Source organism: Pseudomonas beijingensis, assembly GCF_030687295.1.
Classification (GTDB): Bacteria; Pseudomonadota; Gammaproteobacteria; order Pseudomonadales; family Pseudomonadaceae; genus Aquipseudomonas; species Aquipseudomonas beijingensis.
Genome location: NZ_CP117425.1, coordinates 3,961,730 through 3,981,446, shown reverse-complemented (window position 1 = coordinate 3,981,446; position 19,717 = coordinate 3,961,730). Strand labels below are relative to the sequence as shown.

Genomic DNA, 19,717 nt, shown 5'->3' with positions numbered 1-19,717 from the left:
CAGCCGTCCAGGAGCCGGCGATCATGCCTTCCCCAACCGGTCCCTGATCGAAACGGCGTTGCGTGCAGCCTTACTCTGCGCCGCACCCACCCTGGGCGTCTTGCCCATGTCTGCCGCCGGTTTTGTTGCTGCCTGCCAACATCGTCACACTGGCGGGCTGGATCAACTCCTTGGCAGGCAGATGAAAGACATCCCCGGGTGCCGCTCCCTTTAATACGCACTCTGCTGTCCTATCACACTGGGGAATCCACCATGGAGCACACACGCCGTACACCTTTGCTACGCAATGCCATCGGCCTGGGCATCGCCCTGCTGGTCGCCGATTCATCGGCCCAGGCTTATGAGCTTTACTCCGACGAAGACACCACCGTCACCGGCAACTTCCTGGCGGTCTATGGACTGTTCAACAGCCGCAAGAACTACGACGGCACCGCCGGTGGTTCGAGCTGGCGCGAAGGCTTCATCAAGTATGGCCTGAGTATCGACCAGACACTCGGCAGCCTGGGTAGCGTCTACGGGACGGCCAACCTGGTCAGCTCCGGAACCTGGGGCGATGGTGATGCGGCCGGCCTGAGCGACGGCTCCGAACGCACCACAAAGTTCGACGAAGCCTTTGCCGGCTGGCGCTCGGGCGACCTGTTCCCGGCACTGGGCAAGGACGGTGTCGACCTGTCCTACGGCCGTCAAGTGATCACCCTCGGCGACGGTTTCATCATCAACGACGATGGCCTGAACCTGGGCAAAGGCGTGGCCGATGGCGAGCTCAACCGAGGCGGCGCCTATTACCTGGCGGCCCGGCATGCCTTCGATAAAACCGCCGTTGTGCGCCTGGGCGGCAAGGAAGGCGTGCATGGCAGCCTGATGTGGCTCAAGTCCGACAACCGCGCCCAGGCCAACACCGAGATGGCCGCCGGCACCTTGGAATACACCGCCGCGCCTGGCACCCTCGGACTGACCTATATTCATGGCATCGATGTCGATGACCGCTACGCCAGTGACTTCCAGAAGCAGCGCGACGGCATGGACATCTACAGCCTGCGCGGCGCCGGGAATGCCGGCATCGAAAACGCCCACTTTTCCTTCGAGTACGCCTGGCAGGACAAGGACGCAGGACCGGAGAAAGCCTGGTACGCCGAAGCCGGATACACCTTCGCCGACCTGCCCTGGACGCCGGACCTGACCTATCGCTACAGCCGCTACTCCAAGGACTGGGACTCGATGTTCAATGGCCAGAAACCGTGGCTATGGCACCTGGTTCCAGGGTGAAGTGTCGGGCAACTATGCCGGCCCGTTCAACAGCAACACCGCCATCCAGCACGTCGGCCTCAAGCTCAAACCGGCAGAAAACGTGACCATTGGCGCGTTGTTCTTCGACTACCAGACCCTGCACACCCGCGAAGCGCTGAACCTCGACGCGCAGGAGCTGGACCTGTACGTGGAATGGGCGGTCAATGAACACCTGATCGTCACGCCGCTGGTGGGTTTGTACAAGCCTGAGAAAGATGCGGACAACGGGGGCAATCAGGTCGGCGGCAACGGTACCAACGTCTACAGCCAGTTGGTGGTGGCGGTTCCGTTCTAGACGACTGACCGTAGGAGCTGCCGGAGGCTGCGATCTTTTGATCCTTCGCTTGGAACTCAAGTGTCTGGGGAAAGATCGCAGCCTCGTTGCACTCGTCAGCTCCTACACAGCTCCGGAGGATAGCGATTACCTTGTTTATTTGTGCTGGTGCAACATGGTCTGGATCTGATGGGTCGCCTGCCGGGTGCTTTGCGCCAGCTTGCGTACCTCATCGGCCACCACCGAGAAACCGCGCCCGACCTCACCGGCCCGGGCCGCTTCAATCGCGGCGTTCAAGGCGAGCAGATTGGTCTGGTCGGCGATGCCCTTGATCACCCCCACCACCGTGGCAATCTGGGCATAGGTCACCTGGTTCTGCTCCAGCATGCGCTGATGGGTGGACTGGGCCGAGCGCTCATCGCTGATATCCCGTACCGCACCGATGACCCGGACCAGCTGCCCGCGTGGGTCGCGTATCGCCCGCCCGCGTTCGCGGCACCAGATGTAATCGCGACTCTTGTGACGCATCCGGTATTCGAAGACGTATTCACCGCTGGCCTGGGGATCGAGGATCTCCCGGTCGAAAATGGCCATGATCTTCGGCAGGTCGTCCGGGTGGGTGATACCGACTTGGGCATCCCAGCCATCGGGCAAGTCGTCGGGCCCGTAACCCAGCAGCGAACGGAACTGACTGGAAAAGCGCATACCACTGGCCGGGTGCTGGAGATCACCGTCGACCACGGTAATGTCCCAACAACCTTCCGTCAGGGTCGACTGCAGTAGCTCCCAGATCTGCGCATCCTGATGATGTTGCTGCAGTTGCTGGCTGTGTTCACTCAGACGATGTTCAAGCACCTGCTCGCGCTCGCAGGCTTGCTCCAGTTGCTGGCGAACCTTGTGCAGCTCACGCTCGCTTTGCTGCCATTGCAGCGTTTGCGCCTCCACGTGTGCCTCGACCTGATGCAACTGCGCAGTGGTGATCGCCATCTGCCGCGCATGCTGCTCCAGGACGGTCCGCAGTGGCGGATACGCGTCGAGCATCGGCGTGTCCTCCCTTTCGCCGGCCAGCACACGCTGCACCTGTGCGATCAACGCCAGTTTCTGTTTGTTGGTCTGGAGAAACATCGCCCGCCCCTTTGCCCATCAAGTCGAAACCGAATCTGATCGCAAACCGGCCGGGCTGGCTTGTCCCTGCCTGCACAGGACCTTGCTCCTGGCTGCCAATCGCGCAGGCTGGCAGCCACAGACATACCGCACGGCAGGCACAGTCAAGCCGGGCGGCCGCGCCGGGATTACCCTCGGGCTTTCCCTTGTTCGCGATCAGGAAACCCTCATGAGCGATATTGCCCTGCTGCCTCAGGTCGAAGCCTTTCTCGGTCGACGCCACGCCCTGTTCATCGACGGTGGCTACGTCGAAAGCCAGAGCCGCCAGACGCTGGACGTCGTCAACCCCGCCACTGGCCAAGTCATCGCCCAGATCAGCGACGCCAACCCCAGCGATATCGATGCGGCGGTGGAATCGTCCCGTCGCGGCTTCAAGCAGTGGTCTCAAACCGCGCCGGCGGTGCGCGGTCATGTGCTGCTCAAGTTGGCGGACCTGTTGGAGCGCAACCGCGAAGAGCTGGCGCAGATCGAAACCTGCCAGTCTGGGAAGATCATCCACATCTCTCGCGCCTTCGAGGTCGACCAGGCCGCGCACTTCCTGCGCTACTACGCCGGCTGGGCGACCAAGATCAATGGCGAGACGATCACCCCATCGTTGCCCTCCTTCGCGGGTGAACGCTACACCGCGTTCACCTTGCGCGAACCGGTCGGGGTGGTAGTCGGTATCGTGCCGTGGAATTTTTCCACCATGATCGCCATCTGGAAACTGGCGTCAGCGCTGGTAACTGGTTGCAGTGTCATCATCAAGCCCAGCGAGTTCACCCCCCTGACCATCCTGCGCATCGCCGAACTGGCCATGGAAGCCGGCCTGCCGGCCGGTGCCCTGAACGTGTTGACCGGCGGCGGCCAGGTGGGCAAAGGACTGATCGAACACCCAGGCACCAACAAGGTTTCATTCACCGGTTCGGTACCCACCGGCCTGGCGGTGGGCCAGGCGGCCATGGGCGCCGGGTTGACCCGGGCAACTCTGGAATTGGGTGGGAAGAATGCGGCGGGGTTCCTGCGTGATATCGACCCCGAAGTGGCGGTCAACGGCATCATCGAGGCGGGTTTTCTGCATTCAGGGCAAATCTGCGCGGCGGCGGAACGGTTCTTCGTCCACCGCTCGCAGATCGAGTCGATCATGGACAAACTGGCCCAGCGCCTGGGCAAACTCACCATCGGTTCGCCGCTGGACGAACGCACCGAATTCGGCCCTGTGACCAACCGCCAGCACCAGCACAAACTCGCGGAATTCTTCGCCAAGGCCCGTGCGCAGAACAACACCATTGTCCACGGCGGCAAGCTGATCGATGGACCGGGTTGCTACGTCGAGCCGACCATCATCCTCGCCAATCGCCGCGACGACGCCTTGCTCAATGAAGAAACCTTCGGCCCGATCGCCACGTTCTTTCCTTACGACACTGAGGAGGAGCTGCTGGAACTGATGAACGACACGCCCTACGGCCTGAGCGCCAGCCTCTGGACCAACGACCTGGGCAAGGCCCTGCGCATGGTCCCCGCCATCGAAGCCGGCACGGTCTGGGTGAACATGCACACCCTGCTCGACCCGGCCGTGCCTTTTGGTGGCAGCAAATCTTCCGGGATGGGCCGTGAGTTCGGCAGTGCCTTCATTGACGACTACACCGAACTGAAATCGGTGATGATTCGTTACTGAGCAACAAAAGGGCTCTGGAGCCTCCCTCCAGAGCCCTGCCAAAAATCCCCTCTGTGGGAGCGAGCTTGCTCGCGATAGCGGAGGGTCAGCCAACGATGATGTTGAACCTGACACCGCCATCGCGAGCAAGCTCGCTCCCACAGTTTTCCCCGGGTCGTCCAAAGCTTCTGTGCCCACCCAAATCCCCTGTGGGAGCAAGCCCGCCCCTACAATTTCACCGCCGACAGGCGTTGACCGGTGGCACTCGACCGCGCCAGGGTTGGGCGCGCTCCAGTTGGGCAGCCAGGGCCAGCAAGGTGCTTTCCTCGCCAAAACGCCCGGCAAAATGCGCGCCCATCGGCAGGCCATCGGCGCTCCAGGACAACGGCACCGACATCGCCGGCTGGCCGCTGGCATTGAACAGTGCGGTGAACGGCGAATAGCTGTGGTAGCGCTCGATCAGTTGATCCAGGCTCATGCACACATCCTGCAGATCCAGTTCGCCAATCCGCACCGGCTCGCGGGTCAGGACCGGAGTCAGGATCACGTCGTAATCCTGCATGAACACCGCCAACTGCCGGCCGAGAGCATGAATCCATTCCACCGCCGCGGCATATTGGGCGCCGCTGACGTTGCCCTTGTCCCGCAAGATGATCCGAGTGCGCACCTCCAGTTCCTCCGCCTGCACGGCAAACCCACGCATCTGGCCCAGCAGGTCGACATAGTGACGAGAGCTGGCGCCAATGATGGTGAACACATGGTCGAGAAATTCCAGTAATCCCACCGGTAGGCTCACCGGCTCGACACGATGCCCCAGGGCCTCGCACAACCGGGCCGCCTCGCCCACGGCCTGCAGGCTTTGCGGCGCGGTAGGCCAAGGTCCAAGCTGTTCGACCAAGGCGATGCGCAGCGGCTTGGGATCAGCCTGCACCGCCATCACATACGGCAACGCCTGGACCGGTGCGGCATAGGGCGCCCCCAGGTCCATCCCGGCGGTGGCGTCCAGCAGCGCCGCACTGTCGCGCACCGACAGGGTGATCGCATGCGGCGTGCCCATCCCCGCCCAGCCCTCGCCCACGATCGGCCCCGACGGCATCAAGCCACGACTGGGCTTGAACCCGAACACGCCACAGCAAGACGCCGGCACCCGCAATGAACCGCCGCCGTCGTTGCCATGGGCGAACGGCACCACGCGGGCCGCCACCAACGCCGCCGCGCCGCCGCTGGAACCCCCGGCGCTGTGATCATGGCTCCAAGGGTTACGGGTGGCACCAAAGCGCACGGACTCGGTGGAATACGACGTGCCGAACTCCGGTGAAGTGCTGGTGCCCATCACCTGGCATCCGGCGCGGCGCAAACGCGTCACGACTTCCGATTCGAAGTCCGCCCGAAAGTCCCCCAATGCGCGAGAGCCATTGGTCATCGCCGCGCCGTGGACCGGCGAAAACAGGTCTTTGATCAAGGTCGGCACACCGGCCAGCAGGCCTTGGCCAACCTGTGACGTGCGCGTCGCTTGCCGGGCAGAATCGTACAAACGCTCAGCCACCGCATTGAGCTGCGGCTCGACCCGCTCGAGGCGCTCGATGGCGGTTTCCAGCAGTTCGCCGGGCTGGACCTCGCCACGCCTGACCCACTCGGCCAGCGCGGTGGCATCTTCACTGTCCATCAGTTGGTGGATGTCTTGCATACCCATGTCTCAGATTCCTTATGTCACGACGATTGATGTGAGCCGACGCTGCTCGCCTGCCCCTGGCCCCGTGCGCGCAGGCCGACAGCGACCCAGAGCAGCGCCAAGGCAAAACTGGCCAAGGCCAGCCACTGGATGGCGTGACGCAGGTCACCGGCGAAGACCATCACCAAGGCCACCACCAGCGGACTGACGAATTGGCCGATGTACAGGCACGAGGTAAACCCGCCCATGCCGCGGCCGCGGGTGGTGGCGGTCAAGGCATTCATCACCGGCGCCATCACGTTGGGCACCAGCAATCCGGCCCCCAGGCCCTGGATGAACACCGCTACCAGTACTTCGTTGTAGTTTTGCCCGCGCATCAGCAGCCACAGCCCCAGGCCCATCAGGCCGAGCAACAGCGCGTTGCAACCGGCGATGCCGAAGCGGCGGCGCAACAACGGCCACATCAGCGAACCGCCCAAGGTCGCCAACAGGCTCAGTCCCGCCGCCAGACCGATCATCGTGCTGGAGGTGATGCCCAGGCTGACCAACAGCGTCGGCGCCTGGATCGGCATGATGAACGTCAGGACCATGCCGCCCAGGATCATCAGGTAGCCGACCAGCAATTGCAGCACGGCGACCTTGGCCGGCGCCGACTCATCGACGCGCTGCTCGACAACCTGCCGCGTCGCCACGGGCGGCTCCCAGAGCACTTTCATCATGACCGGCACCAGCAGCAGTGGCAGCAAATACAACAGGAACGGCGCACGCCACGAGTGCTCGCCGAGCACACCGCCCACCACGAAGAACAGCGCGCCCACCAAGCCGATGGTCACCACCTGCCGGTTGACGTAGCGCAGCCGCTCCTCACCCTGCCAATAGTCGGCGATCAACGTCGCGCAGCAGGTCATCACCGCCGCCTCCATGCAACCGAACAACAGCCGCGCACCGACAATCGAAGGCAGGCTATCGAGCAGGGCCGGCAACGCGCCGAGCAAGGCGTACAACACCGTGGCAATCACCAGCAACGCCTTGCGCCCGACCCGGTCGGCCAACCAGCCCGCCAAAGGCGCGCACACGGCTATCGCCAGGGCGGGGCCGGTGATCGCCAACGGCACCAGCAGATCGGCGCGCGGTTCCAAGGGGCCGAATTCGGCGCCCAACCGAGGCAGGATCGGCGTGACCATCACCGCGCCCATGATCGTCAGGCTGCTGCCCAGCATCAGTACCCCGCCTTCGCGCCAACTGGCCTGACGTGACGGGGTGGCCGCCGTTGAAACGGAATTTGATTGGTTCATGGCGAGCCCCTTTTAGAAACTGTGAGAAATTCGCAGCGCCGCGGTGTAGCCCTCGGCGCGGTTTCGCGCATCGAGCTCCTTGTAGACATGCAGCCACACCGGGGGTATGCCGGGCTTGAAGTAGCTCACCGCCGGCCCGACCGCCAATACTCGAGCGCGATTGCCCGCGTCCAGGCCCGGTGCATCGTCGTCGGTGAACTGCCGGTAGTAATAGCCACCCACGCCGACGGTCCACGGGCCGACGTGTTGACCCACGGCGAATTCGTGACGGTACTCGACGCCATTCTTGTAGTCGGTGGCGTGGTTGCGCGTATTGATGTCGGCTTCGAAACTGGAAGACACCTCAAAGCCGCTGTCGGAGATATACGTGGCGTTGAGAATCGGCGAGAAGGTCCAGTGATTGAGCCCCGGTGAGATCAAGCGATCCTTGTCGTAATCACCGGTGGGAGCCTGGATCTGGAACTGGGCATTGACGAACAGATTCGGCGACAGGGTCCACTGCAGGATCACCGGCAGCACCTGCATGTCGGCCATGCGAAACGGATCGGCCTCCAAGTCCAACGGGCCGACAGGCGTCTGCACCTGTACCGAAGCGTCCATCTGGAAAAACGGCACGACGGCACCGAAGCCATACTTGGCCCCCAGCACGGTGTAATCGGTCATGCGCATGTAGGCGACGCCGATGGACAAGACATCCAGGGAGAAATTGTTGTCCACGGACTTGCCGTGGCGATCCTTCTGCACGTTGGCCGAATAGAACGCGGTACGCAGGCCGACGGTGCCAAAGGGCGTGGCCGGCGGCATCATGCCCGCGCCAAAATCGTAGACCCCGACCGCCGTGGTCGGCGCGCCGTTTTCGGTGCCATGGGCAGCGCCAAACACACCGATCAGCCCCAAGGTCAACCAAGTGCAGCGCCAGGCGTTTGCTTTATTATTTTGATTCATCGAATGCCCCTCCAACCCTGTGGTGTTGGGGTCATCCTAGGGAGCCGGCCGCTCAGCCGTTATCCGTTTTCAGCACAGTTGCGTGCGACGCAGGGTTTGTGAAGGTGTCTCGCCGAACAGCACCCGATAGTCGCTGGAAAACCGGCTCAAGTGCCAGAACCCCCAGCGTGCCGCCACCTCCTGTACACCGTGGGCGTGGCTGCCGTTGCGCAGTTCACGGCGCACGGCATTGAGGCGCAACGCCCGCAAATAGGCCACGGGGTTGATGCCCAGGGTTTCCTGGAAGCAATACTGCAGTTTGCGTCGGCTGGCACCGATGTGGTTGCACAGGTCGAGGATCGACAGCGGCTCATCGACATGGGCCAAGGCGTACTCCCGGGCGCGGTCGACCATGCGCTTGCGCGCCGTGGGATTGAGCGGCGGCGCCTCGTCCGGTGCCACCAGTTCCAGTATGTGCAGCATCACCGTGTCACGCAGGCCACGGCGAATCGACTCGTACCCCAGCAATGAGTCACGCCCCTGCTCGCCCCCTTCAAGCTCATCGAACAACGCCGCAAGCTCGGCGGGCAGCGTCGAGTTGCCGAGACGGTAACACTTGGGAAGATCGGTAATTCGAAAGCGACTGCCTTGACGCTCCAGCACATGCTCCAACGCCTGCTCATCGATGGCGACACCGAGCAGATCCAGGTGCTGGGGCGTGCGCAGCTCGGGCAGGTTATGGCCACGGGCGACCAACAGGCTGGGCTCGACAATAGGGTGCCCGGAGCAAAAGACCGGCCCATCCGCGCTCAGCGGCACGCTGAAGGTGATGGCGCCCTCCCAGGCCATACCCTGCTTGGTCAGGGCCTGATTAGAGCGGTCGCGCACCAGCTGCATCCACTCCGAGCGGAACTCGATCAACTCGCCGTCGAAGCGCCCGGGGGTCAACTGGTCATAGCAAACCTGCCAACCGCCCATGTTCCGGGCGTGCTCGTCGATGTCCGTGGTGCGGAACCGATTGATCGGCTGCATCGGCAACCCCTCCGAAGAGACCGCTGGCTGCGCCATGTTGTCGTTGTTCATTGACCCGACCTTTGATGATTCCAGGGCTTATGGGTCAAAGCTCAGGCAAGTTCCATTCCGCCCCGCAGGCCGGTCGTGCAATTGTGCCGAAAACGGATACCGGCTCGGATTCAGCTGCCAGCGTCGGCATGGGCCTCTTCGAAGAAATAGTCCTTCCAGCTGTCGGCCTTGTTTTTCAATACGCCCAGTTCATGCAGTTTCTCGGCATAGATGTAGGTGCGTTGCGGAACGACGGTGAAGTCGATTTCGGGGTCGGTGACGATTTTTTCCACCAGCGCCAGCGGCAACTTGGACTGTTCTACGCGGATGTAGGTCTGGGCAGCGGCCGCTTTGTCAGCCTTGATGATGCCTTGCGCCTCCACCAAGGCGTCGTAGAACGCCTTGTAGGTCTTGGGGTTTTCGTCGTGGAATTTTTCCGTGGTGTAGAGCACGTTGAACGTCGCCGGCCCGCCCAGCACATCATAGGAACTGAGCACCTTGTGCACGTTGGGGCTTTGCAGTGCCTGGTACTGGAACGGTGGGCTGGAGAAGTGCGAGTTGATCTCCGACTGGCCGGCGATCAGCGCCGCCGTCGCATCCGGGTGTGGGAGGCTGACCGAGATGTCGTCGAATTTCTTGAAATGATCGTTGCCGAACACCTTGGCGGTTTCGATCTGCAACGTGCGCGACTGGAACCCGACACCCGCCGCCGGGACGGCGATCCGATCCTTGTCGGTGAAGTCCTTGAGGCTCTTGACGTGCGGGTTGTTGGTCAGCAGGTAGTTGGGCATCGACCCCAGCGAGGCGATGGCCTTGACGTTCTGCTTGCCCCGGGTCCGATCCCAGATCGTCAGCATTGGCGGAACGCCCGCCGACACCACATCCAGGGCGCCGGTCAGCAAGGCCTCGTTCATCGCCGTCGCGCCGGAAATGCTGTTCCAGTCCACTTTGATATCCAGGCCCTGGGCCTTGCCATGCTTCTCGATGAGCTGCTGGTCACGCACCACATCGAGGATCAGGTAGCCGATGCCGAATTGCTGGGCGATGCTGATCTTGCCTTCGGCGTGGGCCAAGGGATTGAGCAGCGCAGAGGCCGCCAGGGAAACCAACAAGGTGAGCGCGGAACGCTTGAAAGCCATGGTCGGGTGAACCTCACAGTAAGGGAAAAGACTGAAGATCACGACTTTAAAGCTATAAGAAAATTAATTTAAATACCGGAATAGCATATCAATAGCACCTAAATGTCCGACATCCGGGTCCATGAAATCGCACTCCCGGACACGATCACTTGATAACCTTGCACACCTCCCCTGACGAACACCCAGCTCGAAGCGAACATGAACGAGATGACCCTGGATGTCGGCATCGCCGCCGAGTCCATTTCCCAACCGCGCACCCTGGTATTCCTCGCGTACCCGCAGATGGGCTTGCTGGACCTGACCGGTGCCCAGACCGTGTTCTGGGCCGCCACCAAAGCCATGACCGAACGCGGCCTGCCCGGCTACGCCATGCACACCGCCAGCCTGAAAGGCGGATTGATACAAAGCGCCGAAGGCTTGGTCGTAGACACCCGTGCCCTGCATGAGCTCGACGGAGCGCTCATCGACACGCTGATTGTGCCCGGCGCGCCGGACATACGGCAGGCGATGATCGACTGTGTCGACCTGGTGCAATGGCTGCGGCTGGCCTCGGTCCTGGCCAGGCGCACCGCATCGGTGTGCAGCGGCACGTTCCTCATGGCCCAGGCCGGCTTGCTGGACGGACGCCGGGCCGCCACCCATTGGGCCATGTGCGAGATGCTCAAGAGCATTTTCCCGTCGATTGAAGTGGACCTCGATGCGATCTTCATCCAGCAGGACAACGTGTGGAGCTCGGCCGGTGTCAGCGCTGGCATCGACATGGCCCTGGCATTGGTCGAAGCCGACTGCGGTCGCGATGTAGCCCTGCAGGTGGCCCGTGAGTTGGTGGTGTTTCTCAAGCGCCCCGGCGGGCAGGCGCAGTTCAGCCAACTGTTGCAATTGCAGATGCAGGAGAGCGCCGGGTTCGACGAATTGCACGTGTGGATTTCCGAACACCTGGACGACAACAACCTCACCGTCGAGCGGCTAGCACGCCAGGCCAGGATGAGCCCACGCAATTTTTCCCGGGTCTACAAACACCAGACCGGCCGAACCCCGGCCAAAGCCATCGAGCTGTTCCGCCTTGAAGCCGCGCGTCGAATGCTGGAAGACTCCCAGCGCAACATCGACCAGATCGCCCGCGCCTGCGGTTTCGGTGATGAGGAACGCATGCGCCACACCTTCCAGCGTCACCTGTCGATCTCACCTCGGGAATATCGCAACCGGTTTTCTCGCTGAGCGCGAGACTCTTGCAACTGTTCCGTCAGGCCACTCGCTTGGATCGCTCCCGCGCGTCCTCCTGCTCGGCCAGAAGCGCGCTGCAACGGGAACGCAACCAACGCTCCCCCGGATCATTGTGCGAGGCGCCGCGCCAGACCATCGAAAGCGCGTGCTGTGGCAAGCAGACAGGGGCCGCTTGCGCCCGCATGCCGGTCACCACGGCCATCGCCTGGGCAACGTAATCCGGCACGATGGCGATCATGTCGCTCTCGGCCAACAGCACGGGCAAGGCGCTGAACTGCGGCACGGTCAACACCACCCGGCGCTGTCGGCCCATCAGGCATAACGCGCGGTCCGAATCATCGATGACATTGCCCATGGACGACACGACGGCATGAGGCCGACGGCAGAATTCGTCCAGGGTCAGTTCGCCGGGCTGCGAATCGGCGCGCAACAGCATCGGTCGAATCGGCCGCAGCGTCTTGCGCCGGGCATTGGCCGGCAGCTCCAGCGTCGGGCTGATGCCCAGGGAAATCTCGCCGCTGGCCAACAGCTGGGAGACCTGCCATTGATCGGCCCGGCGCACCACCAATGTGGTGCCTGGCGCCTCGACCCGCAAGCGTCGCAATAGCTCCGGCAGCAGCGCGTACTCGACGTCATCGCACAGCCCGATATGGAAGGTCGCCTCGCTGGTGGCCGGCTCAAATGCCTGACAGCGGCTCAAGGCGGCGGCGATGCCATCCAGCGCCGGTGACAGATTGGAGAAGATTTCCCGCGCCCGGGAGGTCGGCTCCATCAACCGCCCCGAACGAATGAACAAGGGGTCATCGAACATCAACCGCAGGCGCGCCAGGGCACTGCTGATCGTTGGCTGGCCGAGAAACAGCTTTTCGCTGACACGGGTCACGTTTCGCTCGTTGCATCATGGTTTCGAAGACCACCAGCAGATTGATATCAGCACGACGCAGGTCATTTCTGTTCATCATCGTCGTCGCCCCAGGCACCAGGCCATTGAGTCAGGAGTGGACATGATCGTCGCCTGCGCGCTCCATCAAGGCCTGCGGCGACAAGGTGTTGAAAGCGTAATCCCCACGGCGCGCTAGGTCTGTTGTACATGGGGACACTCGACCCACCCTTTGGGCAACGTCATCGATACTTCGGTATATACCAAGCCCTGTGGCGAACACTGCCTTTGTGGCGAGGGGATTTATCCCCGTTGGGCTGCGCAGCAAGCCCTAAAGCAGTGAACTCAATCTTCCTGGCACACCGAGTTGCCTGGTTTGGGGGCCGCTTCGCAGCCCAGCGGGGATAAATCCCCTCGCCACAAATAAAATATTGGCACGATCTGGCGGGATTTCAGGGTTTTATGTCCTACCTCAGACAAAGCGGCGCTTCGTAAGATACGAACCGATGCTCTGTCCCCGACATCCCAGAGCGAGACCACGTAAAAACAAAAGGTCTGTCAGCGTGCCCCTACCCTCCGCAATGCTCAAGAACGTCTATGACAGCCTGCGATACAGCCCAAGCCAGAGGGGGCCGCGACTGTCGATGGGCATCAGCACCCACCCACTGGTCAACGCCCTCGGCTGGGCGGTGGGCCTGGTGGTGGCCTGCGGGATTGTCATCATCAACTCCGAAACCCACTCCGACCTGGCCCCGACCCTGCTGTACATCACCTTGTTGTTGATGGCGGCCAACCTGTTCTCCATCAATCTGGTGATCACCGTCGCGCTGATGTGCATGGGTTTGCTCACCGCGATGTTCTTGTACAACGGCGGCTATCACCACTGGGAATCGACCACCGGCTTCTTCCGTTGCCTGACCGCACTGTCCGCCATTGCCTTCCTGGCCCTGCGCAGCAAACAGGCTTCCGACAACCTGCGGCACAACGAGGCCTACCTGATCGGCGCCCAGCGCCTGAGCCAGACCGGCAGCGTGGGCTTTCGCGGTGATCGACAAGCGTTATCCTGGTCGGAGGAATCGGCACGGATATTCGAGTACCGGCCCAGCAAGACGCCGACGGTGTCGATGATGCTGGAGCGCACCCACCCTGAAGACCTGGAGGCGGCCCGCGGGGTTTTCCAACAGGCCGCCGCAGGCGAACCGCAGATCGAGGTCAAGCTGCGGCTGCTGATGCCTGATGGACGCATCAAGCACATCCACATGATCGCCAGCCCCCTGCCCGTCCAGCATGGCCGCTTCCAGTACCTCGGCGCACTCATGGACGTCACCGCCAGCAAGCAGGCCGAAGAAGCGTTGTTCCGCGCCCAGAGCCAACTGGCCCACGTCACGCGCTTGACCTCCCTGGGGGAAATGGCCGCGTCCATTGCCCACGAGGTCAACCAGCCATTGACGGCCATCACCAGCAGCGGCGAAGCCTGCCGCCGGTGGCTTGAACGTGCGGAACCCGATCTCGGGGAAGCCCTGGATTGCCTCGACCGAATCGTCGCCAACGGCTGCCGCGCCAGCGAGGTCATCAACGGTATCAGGGCGTTATCGCGCAAGTGCGACCCGTTGCGCCAGCCCGAGCGACTGGACGACATCGTCCGCGAGACCCTGAACCTGGTCCAGCAGCAACTGGCGCATCATAAAGTGCGGACGAAGGTGGACCTGGCAGCGACCGACAGCCAGGTCAGCGCGGACCGGATACAACTGCAGCAAGTGATCATCAACCTGATCATCAATGCCTGTCACGCCATGGACGGGGTCAAGGTACACGCACGAACCCTGCACCTACGCACCTGGATGGAGGATGACGACGTGCTGCTGGAGGTGACTGACCACGGAACCGGCATTGCCCCCGAGGTCCTGCCGTCCTTGTTCAATGCGTTTTTTACCACCAAGGAAAACGGCCTGGGCATGGGCCTTTCCATCTGCCGGTCCATCATCGATTTCCATGACGGCAGGATCTGGGCGACCAGCGAGGCCGGCCAAGGCACCTCTTTCAGGTTCGCGCTGCCGCGGCTCAGGGGCGCCGCCCTGTCGGGGAGCGAGCAATGAACGCCATGCCACCCACCAGCCCGCTCATCGACAACGCCCCCATTGTCTATATCGTTGACGACGATGCACCGCTGCGCCAATCCCTCGGCAGCCTGCTGCGCTCCATCGGCCTGCAGGTGCACCTGTTCGATTCGGTCGCGCAGTTCATGAACCATCCCAGGCCCGACCAACCCAGTTGCCTGGTCCTGGATGTGCGGCTGCAAGGTACCAGCGGCCTGGAGTGCCAACGGGCGCTGGCCGCCGCCAACGTCCAACTGCCGATCGTGTTCATGACCGGCCACGGTGACATCGCCATGACTGTGCGGGCGATGAAGGCCGGAGCGGTGGATTTCCTCGCCAAACCGTTCCGCGAACAAGACCTGATCGACGCCGTGACCGCCGCCCATCACCAGGACCGCCGACGTCGCGACGCCGAACGCGGCCATCAGCAAGTGCTCGACCGCTACGCCACATTGACGCCCCGGGAGCAGCAGGTCATGGCGCTGGCGGTGTCGGGCCTGATGAACAAGCAGATCGCCGGGGAACTGGGCTTGAGCGAAATCACGGTCAAGATTCACCGCGGCCAGGCCATGCGCAAAATGTGCGCACACTCGTTTGCCGATCTGGTGCGCATGGCCCAGGTGCTGGAGTGGCGCGGCGAGCAGTAGAAAGTTCATACACACGTATACTTGGCGGAACCATTGGACGGCGTATCTTGCAGTGACACGGGCGCCTTTATGGCTACCTGATATCACCCCCAGGTATCGACATGTCCAACACCGCAACTATTTCAATCATTGATGACGATGAGTCAGTTCGAATTGCATTGGATGGCTTGTTACGTTCCCACGGATATCGGGTTAAGACATACGCGGGTGCCTTGGACTTTTTATCTTCCTGCGAACTTGAAAACACCGCGTGCCTGATATCGGATATTCAAATGCCTGGCATGAACGGCATTCAGATGTACGATCGATTGTCGGCCCTGGGCATTCATATCCCGACCATCTTCATCACCGGCTACCCTGGCATGTCACCCCGTATCAGCGCGGGTGCGCCCGAGCCGGTGGCATTTTTCCCAAAACCTTTCGACTGCGCTGAATTGATCGCCTGCGTCGAATCGGTACTTGCCCGGTCCGCTTGACTGCGTCGCCCCCCTCATACCTTCGTATAGATCGCCCCTACCCAGGCATAGGCCCGATGACCTTATGTAGAAGTGTTAAATACAGGCCCTGCCAATAAGCTTTCCTACAGCGAACCGAAACTGAATGTGCTCGATGGCAATTCATTGCAGCCAGGCGCTTTTGGAGTACTTCGCGACACGGTCACGCTGAAACAGTTAAACAATTCAACGTATCGATTTTGTCTTCGGGAGCTCATCATGAAACAACATATTCTGGTTGTTGGCGCAGGTTTCGGCGGGGTCTGGAGCGCGTTGAGCGCGGCCCGGCTGTTGGACCAACATGATCGTAATGACGTGCAGATCAGCGTCCTGGCCCCTCAGGCTGAACTGCGCATCCGACCTCGGTTCTACGAACCGGACGTGCACACCATGGCCGCACCGCTGGGTGGTCTGTTCGACGCGGTGGGCGTTAAATTCGTACAAGGCTCGGCGAGCAGTATCGATGTCAGCAACAAACAGGTTGGCTACGTGGATGTGTTCGGTACCCAGGGCACCCTGGGCTATGACCGCCTGGTGCTCGCGGCGGGCAGCCAGCTGGTTCGTCCCGACCTCGAAGGCATGATTGAGCATGCTTTCGACGTTGATGAAATCGAACAGGCAAGCCGTCTCGAAGCCCATATCAAGTCCCTGAAGCGTCTGCCGGACAGCCCGGCCCGCAATACCGTGGTGGTGGCCGGCGGCGGCTTTACCGGCATCGAAACCGCCACCGAAATGCCCGCACGCCTGCGCGCTGTCCTCGGCGAGGACGCAGACATTCGGGTCATCGTGGTGGATCGCGGGGCGCAGATCGGCGCAGCGTTGGGCGACGGCATTCGCCCGTCCATTGTCGAAGCGTCCGAGCACCTGGGGATCGAATGGATCCTCAACGCCTCGGTGGAGTCGGTGGATGCGGGGGGCGTCACCCTGTCGAGCGGCCAGCGTATCGAGTCCCATACCGTGATCTGGACCGTGGGGTTCCGCGCCAGTCCGTTGACCCAACAGATACCCGCTACCCGCGATCGCCAGGGTCGCCTGCACGTCGATGCCAACCTCAAAGTCCTGGGCCAGAACGACATATTCGCCACCGGTGACGTGGCCTACGCTGCCACCGACACGCTGGGCAACTATGCGGCGATGTCCTGCCAGCACGCCATCGCCCTCGGCCGCTACGCCGGCAACAACGTCGCGGCCGACTTGCTGGGCGTCGCGCCGATGGCCTACAGCCAACCCAAATATGTGACCTGCCTGGACCTGGGCGCCTGGGGCGCGGTGTACACCGAAGGCTGGGATCGCCAGCTCAAGTTGGTCGGACAGGAAGCCAAGGACCTCAAGACCCAGATCAACACGGTGTGGATCTACCCGCCCGCAGCTGATCGCGCCACCGCCCTGGCCGCCGCCGACCCGTTGATCCCGGTGGCCTAAACCCGGTTCCGCCCCCGGCCAGTCCCTCCTTTCTGCGCCGGTCTTTCCCAGACGCCTGTCAACGATCCTTGGGCAGGCGTTTTTTTCAGGCGCTCGGCCCAAAGCCAGCCTGAATATCGTCACTACCCAGCAAAATCCGTATCAACGCCCGCCCACCGCCCTCCGTGCACAAGGTAAGGTAGGCAGAAATCATCCGGATCGAGGTGTGTCGTGGCGTCCTATTCCTTGCGTCAGCTGAAGTACTTCGTCACCACCGTCGAATGTGGCAGCGTCGCTGAAGCATCCCGCAAGCTGTACATCGCCCAGCCGTCGATCGCCTCCGCCATCAAGGGCTTGGAAGACAGTTTCGGCGTGCAGTTGCTCATTCGTCATCACGCCCAGGGGGTATCGTTGACGCCTGGCGGCGCGCGGTTCTATCGCAAGGCCCAGGAACTGTTGCGCATGGCCCGGGAGTTCGAGCAGAACGCGCTGGCCGACAACGATGTGGTCAGCGGGCAGATCGACATCGGCTGCTTCGAAACCGTCGCCCCACTCTACCTGCCGCGGCTGATCGCCGGTTTTCGCGAGCGCTTCCCGGGGGTGGAAATCCGCGTGCAGGATGGCGAGCAGCAGGAACTGGTGCAAGGCCTCACGGGGGGGCGTTTCGACCTGGCGATTTTCTACGAACACGACCTCGACAGCACCATCGAGACCGAAGCACTGACGGCGCCGCAACGCCCCTACGCGTTACTGCCGGCGGGGCATCGCTTTGCCGATCAGGCCCAGGTGTCGCTGCGCGACCTGGCCCTCGAACCCATGATCCTGCTGGACGTACAGCCCAGTCGCACCTATTTCGTGAGCATCTTCGAAGAGCTGGGCCTGACCCCCAACATTGTCTTCAGCTCGCCGTCCATTGAGATGGTACGCGGCATGGTCGGCCAGTCCTTTGGTTTTGCCGTACTGGTGACTCGCCCGCACTCCACCTGCACCTACGACGGACAACACCTGGTGTGCGTCGACATCGCCGAGGACGTGACCGGTTCGGCGCTGGTGGCAGGCTGGCTCAAGCGCACCCACCTCACCAAGCCGGCCCAGTTGTTTGTCGACTACTGCAAGGAACAGTTCAAGCAATGGCTGGCCTGAGGCCCAATCAACCCTCGCCACAAAAAACACGGTGCTCGCCACTGGTGGGTAGTCGCAAATAATGGGATTTGAATAACCCGCACCATCACCATGCCAAACACAAAACCTGTGGCGAGGGAGCTTGCTCCCTCGCCACAAAGGGTTGTGTTCGCAACAGGAGCGGTGTCTAGCGAGCCGCCCAGGCGTTGAAACGTTGTTCCAGTTCCTCACCATGGTCGACCCAGAACTCCGCGTCCACGGCTTGGGCTTCAGCCAGGTTGGCCTCGGCGGTGGGCAACTGTTCCTGTACCGCCGTCGGCAACAGCGCCAGTGTCTTGCGGTGCACCGGCCCATAAGGGATGTTTTCCGAAAACACCTTCTGGGTCTGCGGCTGGCTGGCAAAGGCAATGAACTGCTCGGCCAGGGCCTTGTTCGGCGTGCCCTTGACCACGGCCCAGTACTCCGGGTCGTACAGACTCTGCGGCCAGACAATGCTCAGCTTCATGCCTTCCTTTTGCGCCGACGCAATGCGTCCGTTGTAGGCCGCACTCATCGCCACGTCCCCCGCCACCAGCCATTGTGCCGGTTGGGCGCCGGCTTCCCACCATTGAATGTTCGGTTTGATCTGGTCCAGTTTGGCGAAGGCCCGGGATACACCTTCAGGGGTGTTCAACACCTTGTACAGGTCCTGCGCCTTGACCCCATCGGCCAGCAAGGCGATTTCCAAGGTGTACTTGGCCCCCTTGCGCAGGCCTCGCTTGCCCGGGTACTCGGCAACGTTCCAGAAATCCGCCCAGGACCTGGGTGCCTTGGCCAGCTTGGTCTGGTCATAAGCCAGGACCATCGACCACACGTAGGTGGCGACACCACACTCATTGAGCGCACCCGGCACATAGTTGGCCGGGTCGCCAAGGCCGGTCAGGTCGAGCTTTTCGAACAGGCCTTCTTCACAGCCCCGCAACAGCTCGGGGCTTTCCACTTCGACCACGTCCCAACTGGTGTGACCAGCCGCGACCATGGCCTTGATCTTCGACAGTTCGCCGTTGTATTCACCGGCCACGATACTTCCTGCACCACTGGCGTTGAAAGGTTGGAAGTAGGCCTTGTCCTGGGCCTGCTTGGTGGCGCCGCCAAAGGAAATCACGGTCAAGCTCTGGGGCGCGGCCATGACGCTTGAACTCAACAACGCCAATGCACACGCGATATTGCAACGCAAGGATCTGGACATGAAGCGGTTCCTCGAAAATGCCGGCTCGCCCGCACGAGCCGGTGACGGGACTCAAAGGTGACCGTAAACACGGGCGGTATGGTCTACAGCAAAGGCTCTTGTCGGCCTGTTGGTTGTCGCCTGGCTGACCACCAGGAATCTCCTTCCCTTGAAATCGTTCTCCTCAGGCACC

The 19,717-nt window shown here is 62.1% G+C and carries 13 protein-coding genes and 4 pseudogenes; 8 read left to right on the top strand and 9 right to left on the bottom strand.

Features of this window, described 5'->3' with window-relative positions; all coding sequences use genetic code 11:
- Positions 1-252 precede the first annotated feature (252 nt).
- Positions 253-1,582: pseudogene (locus PSH84_RS17980) on the top strand (alginate export family protein).
- A 144-nt stretch (positions 1,583-1,726) separates the two neighbouring features.
- On the opposite strand, the pseudogene PSH84_RS29050 reads toward PSH84_RS17980, so the two are convergent.
- Positions 1,727-1,918: pseudogene (locus PSH84_RS29050) on the bottom strand (methyl-accepting chemotaxis protein); the annotation flags it as partial.
- Positions 1,919-2,023: 105 nt separating this feature from the next.
- Positions 2,024-2,266 (bottom strand): annotated as a pseudogene (locus PSH84_RS29045) (PAS domain-containing protein); the annotation flags it as partial.
- Positions 2,267-2,894: 628 nt separating this feature from the next.
- Here PSH84_RS29045 and PSH84_RS17970 point away from each other — a divergent pair.
- Positions 2,895-4,382: an aldehyde dehydrogenase family protein gene (locus PSH84_RS17970; protein ID WP_122569458.1), complete on the top strand. Its 1,488-nt coding sequence runs from the start codon at positions 2,895-2,897 to the stop codon at positions 4,380-4,382.
- A gap of 214 nt (positions 4,383-4,596) precedes the next feature.
- On the opposite strand, the gene PSH84_RS17965 is transcribed toward PSH84_RS17970, so the two are convergent.
- The 5 genes from PSH84_RS17965 to PSH84_RS17945 all read right to left on the bottom strand — a co-directional run bounded on the left by PSH84_RS17965 (position 4,597) and on the right by PSH84_RS17945 (position 10,453).
- Complete coding sequence (locus PSH84_RS17965; RefSeq protein WP_305470887.1) at positions 4,597-6,054, bottom strand: amidase; 1,458 nt, start codon at positions 6,052-6,054, stop codon at positions 4,597-4,599.
- Between the two features lie 17 nt (positions 6,055-6,071).
- Positions 6,072-7,328, bottom strand: a complete 1,257-nt coding sequence (locus PSH84_RS17960; protein ID WP_122569460.1) for an MFS transporter — start codon at positions 7,326-7,328, stop codon at positions 6,072-6,074.
- A 12-nt stretch (positions 7,329-7,340) separates the two neighbouring features.
- Positions 7,341-8,273: a SphA family protein gene (locus tag PSH84_RS17955; RefSeq protein WP_305470885.1), complete on the bottom strand. Its 933-nt coding sequence runs from the start codon at positions 8,271-8,273 to the stop codon at positions 7,341-7,343.
- A 69-nt stretch (positions 8,274-8,342) separates the two neighbouring features.
- On the bottom strand, positions 8,343-9,335 hold the full coding sequence (locus PSH84_RS17950) for a helix-turn-helix domain-containing protein (RefSeq protein WP_305470883.1): 993 nt from the start codon (positions 9,333-9,335) through the stop codon (positions 8,343-8,345).
- Between the two features lie 110 nt (positions 9,336-9,445).
- The gene (locus PSH84_RS17945) at positions 9,446-10,453 is read right to left on the bottom strand and encodes an ABC transporter substrate-binding protein (RefSeq protein WP_305470880.1); all 1,008 of its coding nucleotides are present in this window, start codon (positions 10,451-10,453) and stop codon (positions 9,446-9,448) included.
- A gap of 207 nt (positions 10,454-10,660) precedes the next feature.
- Between PSH84_RS17945 and PSH84_RS17940 the strand changes: the two genes are divergently transcribed.
- Positions 10,661-11,671 (top strand): GlxA family transcriptional regulator, encoded by a 1,011-nt coding sequence (locus tag PSH84_RS17940; protein WP_439653605.1) that lies wholly within the window; start codon positions 10,661-10,663, stop codon positions 11,669-11,671.
- A 25-nt stretch (positions 11,672-11,696) separates the two neighbouring features.
- On the opposite strand, the pseudogene PSH84_RS17935 reads toward PSH84_RS17940, so the two are convergent.
- Positions 11,697-12,639, bottom strand: a pseudogene (locus tag PSH84_RS17935) (LysR family transcriptional regulator).
- 562 nt (positions 12,640-13,201) lie between these two features.
- Here PSH84_RS17935 and PSH84_RS17930 point away from each other — a divergent pair.
- The 5 genes from PSH84_RS17930 (at position 13,202) to PSH84_RS17910 (ending at position 18,338) form a co-directional block, all read left to right on the top strand.
- On the top strand, positions 13,202-14,653 hold the full coding sequence (locus PSH84_RS17930) for a PAS domain-containing sensor histidine kinase (RefSeq protein ID WP_439800566.1): 1,452 nt from the start codon (positions 13,202-13,204) through the stop codon (positions 14,651-14,653).
- The gene (locus tag PSH84_RS17925; protein WP_305470871.1) at positions 14,650-15,300 is read left to right on the top strand and encodes a response regulator transcription factor; all 651 of its coding nucleotides are present in this window, start codon (positions 14,650-14,652) and stop codon (positions 15,298-15,300) included. Before PSH84_RS17930 ends, PSH84_RS17925 begins: the two co-directional genes overlap by 4 nt.
- 101 nt (positions 15,301-15,401) lie before the next feature.
- Positions 15,402-15,776 carry a response regulator transcription factor gene (locus tag PSH84_RS17920; protein ID WP_305481474.1) on the top strand — a complete coding sequence of 125 codons (375 nt, stop codon included), beginning with the start codon at positions 15,402-15,404 and terminating at the stop codon, positions 15,774-15,776.
- Positions 15,777-16,013: 237 nt separating this feature from the next.
- A complete protein-coding gene (locus tag PSH84_RS17915) occupies positions 16,014-17,216 on the top strand; it encodes an NAD(P)/FAD-dependent oxidoreductase (protein WP_122569467.1) in 1,203 nt (400 codons plus the stop codon).
- Positions 17,217-17,426: 210 nt separating this feature from the next.
- Entirely contained in the window at positions 17,427-18,338 is a 912-nt protein-coding gene (locus tag PSH84_RS17910; protein WP_305470866.1) for a LysR substrate-binding domain-containing protein, read from the top strand.
- 166 nt (positions 18,339-18,504) lie between these two features.
- Here the strand turns inward: PSH84_RS17910 and PSH84_RS17905 are convergent, their stop codons facing one another.
- The gene (locus PSH84_RS17905) at positions 18,505-19,485 is read right to left on the bottom strand and encodes a gamma-aminobutyric acid-binding protein (RefSeq protein WP_436278784.1); all 981 of its coding nucleotides are present in this window, start codon (positions 19,483-19,485) and stop codon (positions 18,505-18,507) included.
- Positions 19,486-19,717: the final 232 nt, after the last annotated feature.

Bases quoted from the DNA above. Each gene is read 5' to 3' on its own strand.
- PSH84_RS17970 (WP_122569458.1), top strand. From the start codon at position 2,895: ATGAGCGATATTGCCCTGCTGCCTCAGGTCGAAGCCTTTCTCGGTCGA.
- PSH84_RS17965 (WP_305470887.1), bottom strand. From the start codon at position 6,054: ATGGGTATGCAAGACATCCACCAACTGATGGACAGTGAAGATGCCACC.
- PSH84_RS17960 (WP_122569460.1), bottom strand. From the start codon at position 7,328: ATGAACCAATCAAATTCCGTTTCAACGGCGGCCACCCCGTCACGTCAG.
- PSH84_RS17955 (WP_305470885.1), bottom strand. From the start codon at position 8,273: ATGAATCAAAATAATAAAGCAAACGCCTGGCGCTGCACTTGGTTGACC.
- PSH84_RS17950 (WP_305470883.1), bottom strand. From the start codon at position 9,335: ATGAACAACGACAACATGGCGCAGCCAGCGGTCTCTTCGGAGGGGTTG.
- PSH84_RS17945 (WP_305470880.1), bottom strand. From the start codon at position 10,453: ATGGCTTTCAAGCGTTCCGCGCTCACCTTGTTGGTTTCCCTGGCGGCC.
- PSH84_RS17940 (WP_439653605.1), top strand. From the start codon at position 10,661: ATGACCCTGGATGTCGGCATCGCCGCCGAGTCCATTTCCCAACCGCGC.
- PSH84_RS17930 (WP_439800566.1), top strand. From the start codon at position 13,202: ATGGGCATCAGCACCCACCCACTGGTCAACGCCCTCGGCTGGGCGGTG.
- PSH84_RS17925 (WP_305470871.1), top strand. From the start codon at position 14,650: ATGAACGCCATGCCACCCACCAGCCCGCTCATCGACAACGCCCCCATT.
- PSH84_RS17920 (WP_305481474.1), top strand. From the start codon at position 15,402: ATGTCCAACACCGCAACTATTTCAATCATTGATGACGATGAGTCAGTT.
- PSH84_RS17915 (WP_122569467.1), top strand. From the start codon at position 16,014: ATGAAACAACATATTCTGGTTGTTGGCGCAGGTTTCGGCGGGGTCTGG.
- PSH84_RS17905 (WP_436278784.1), bottom strand. From the start codon at position 19,485: ATGGCCGCGCCCCAGAGCTTGACCGTGATTTCCTTTGGCGGCGCCACC.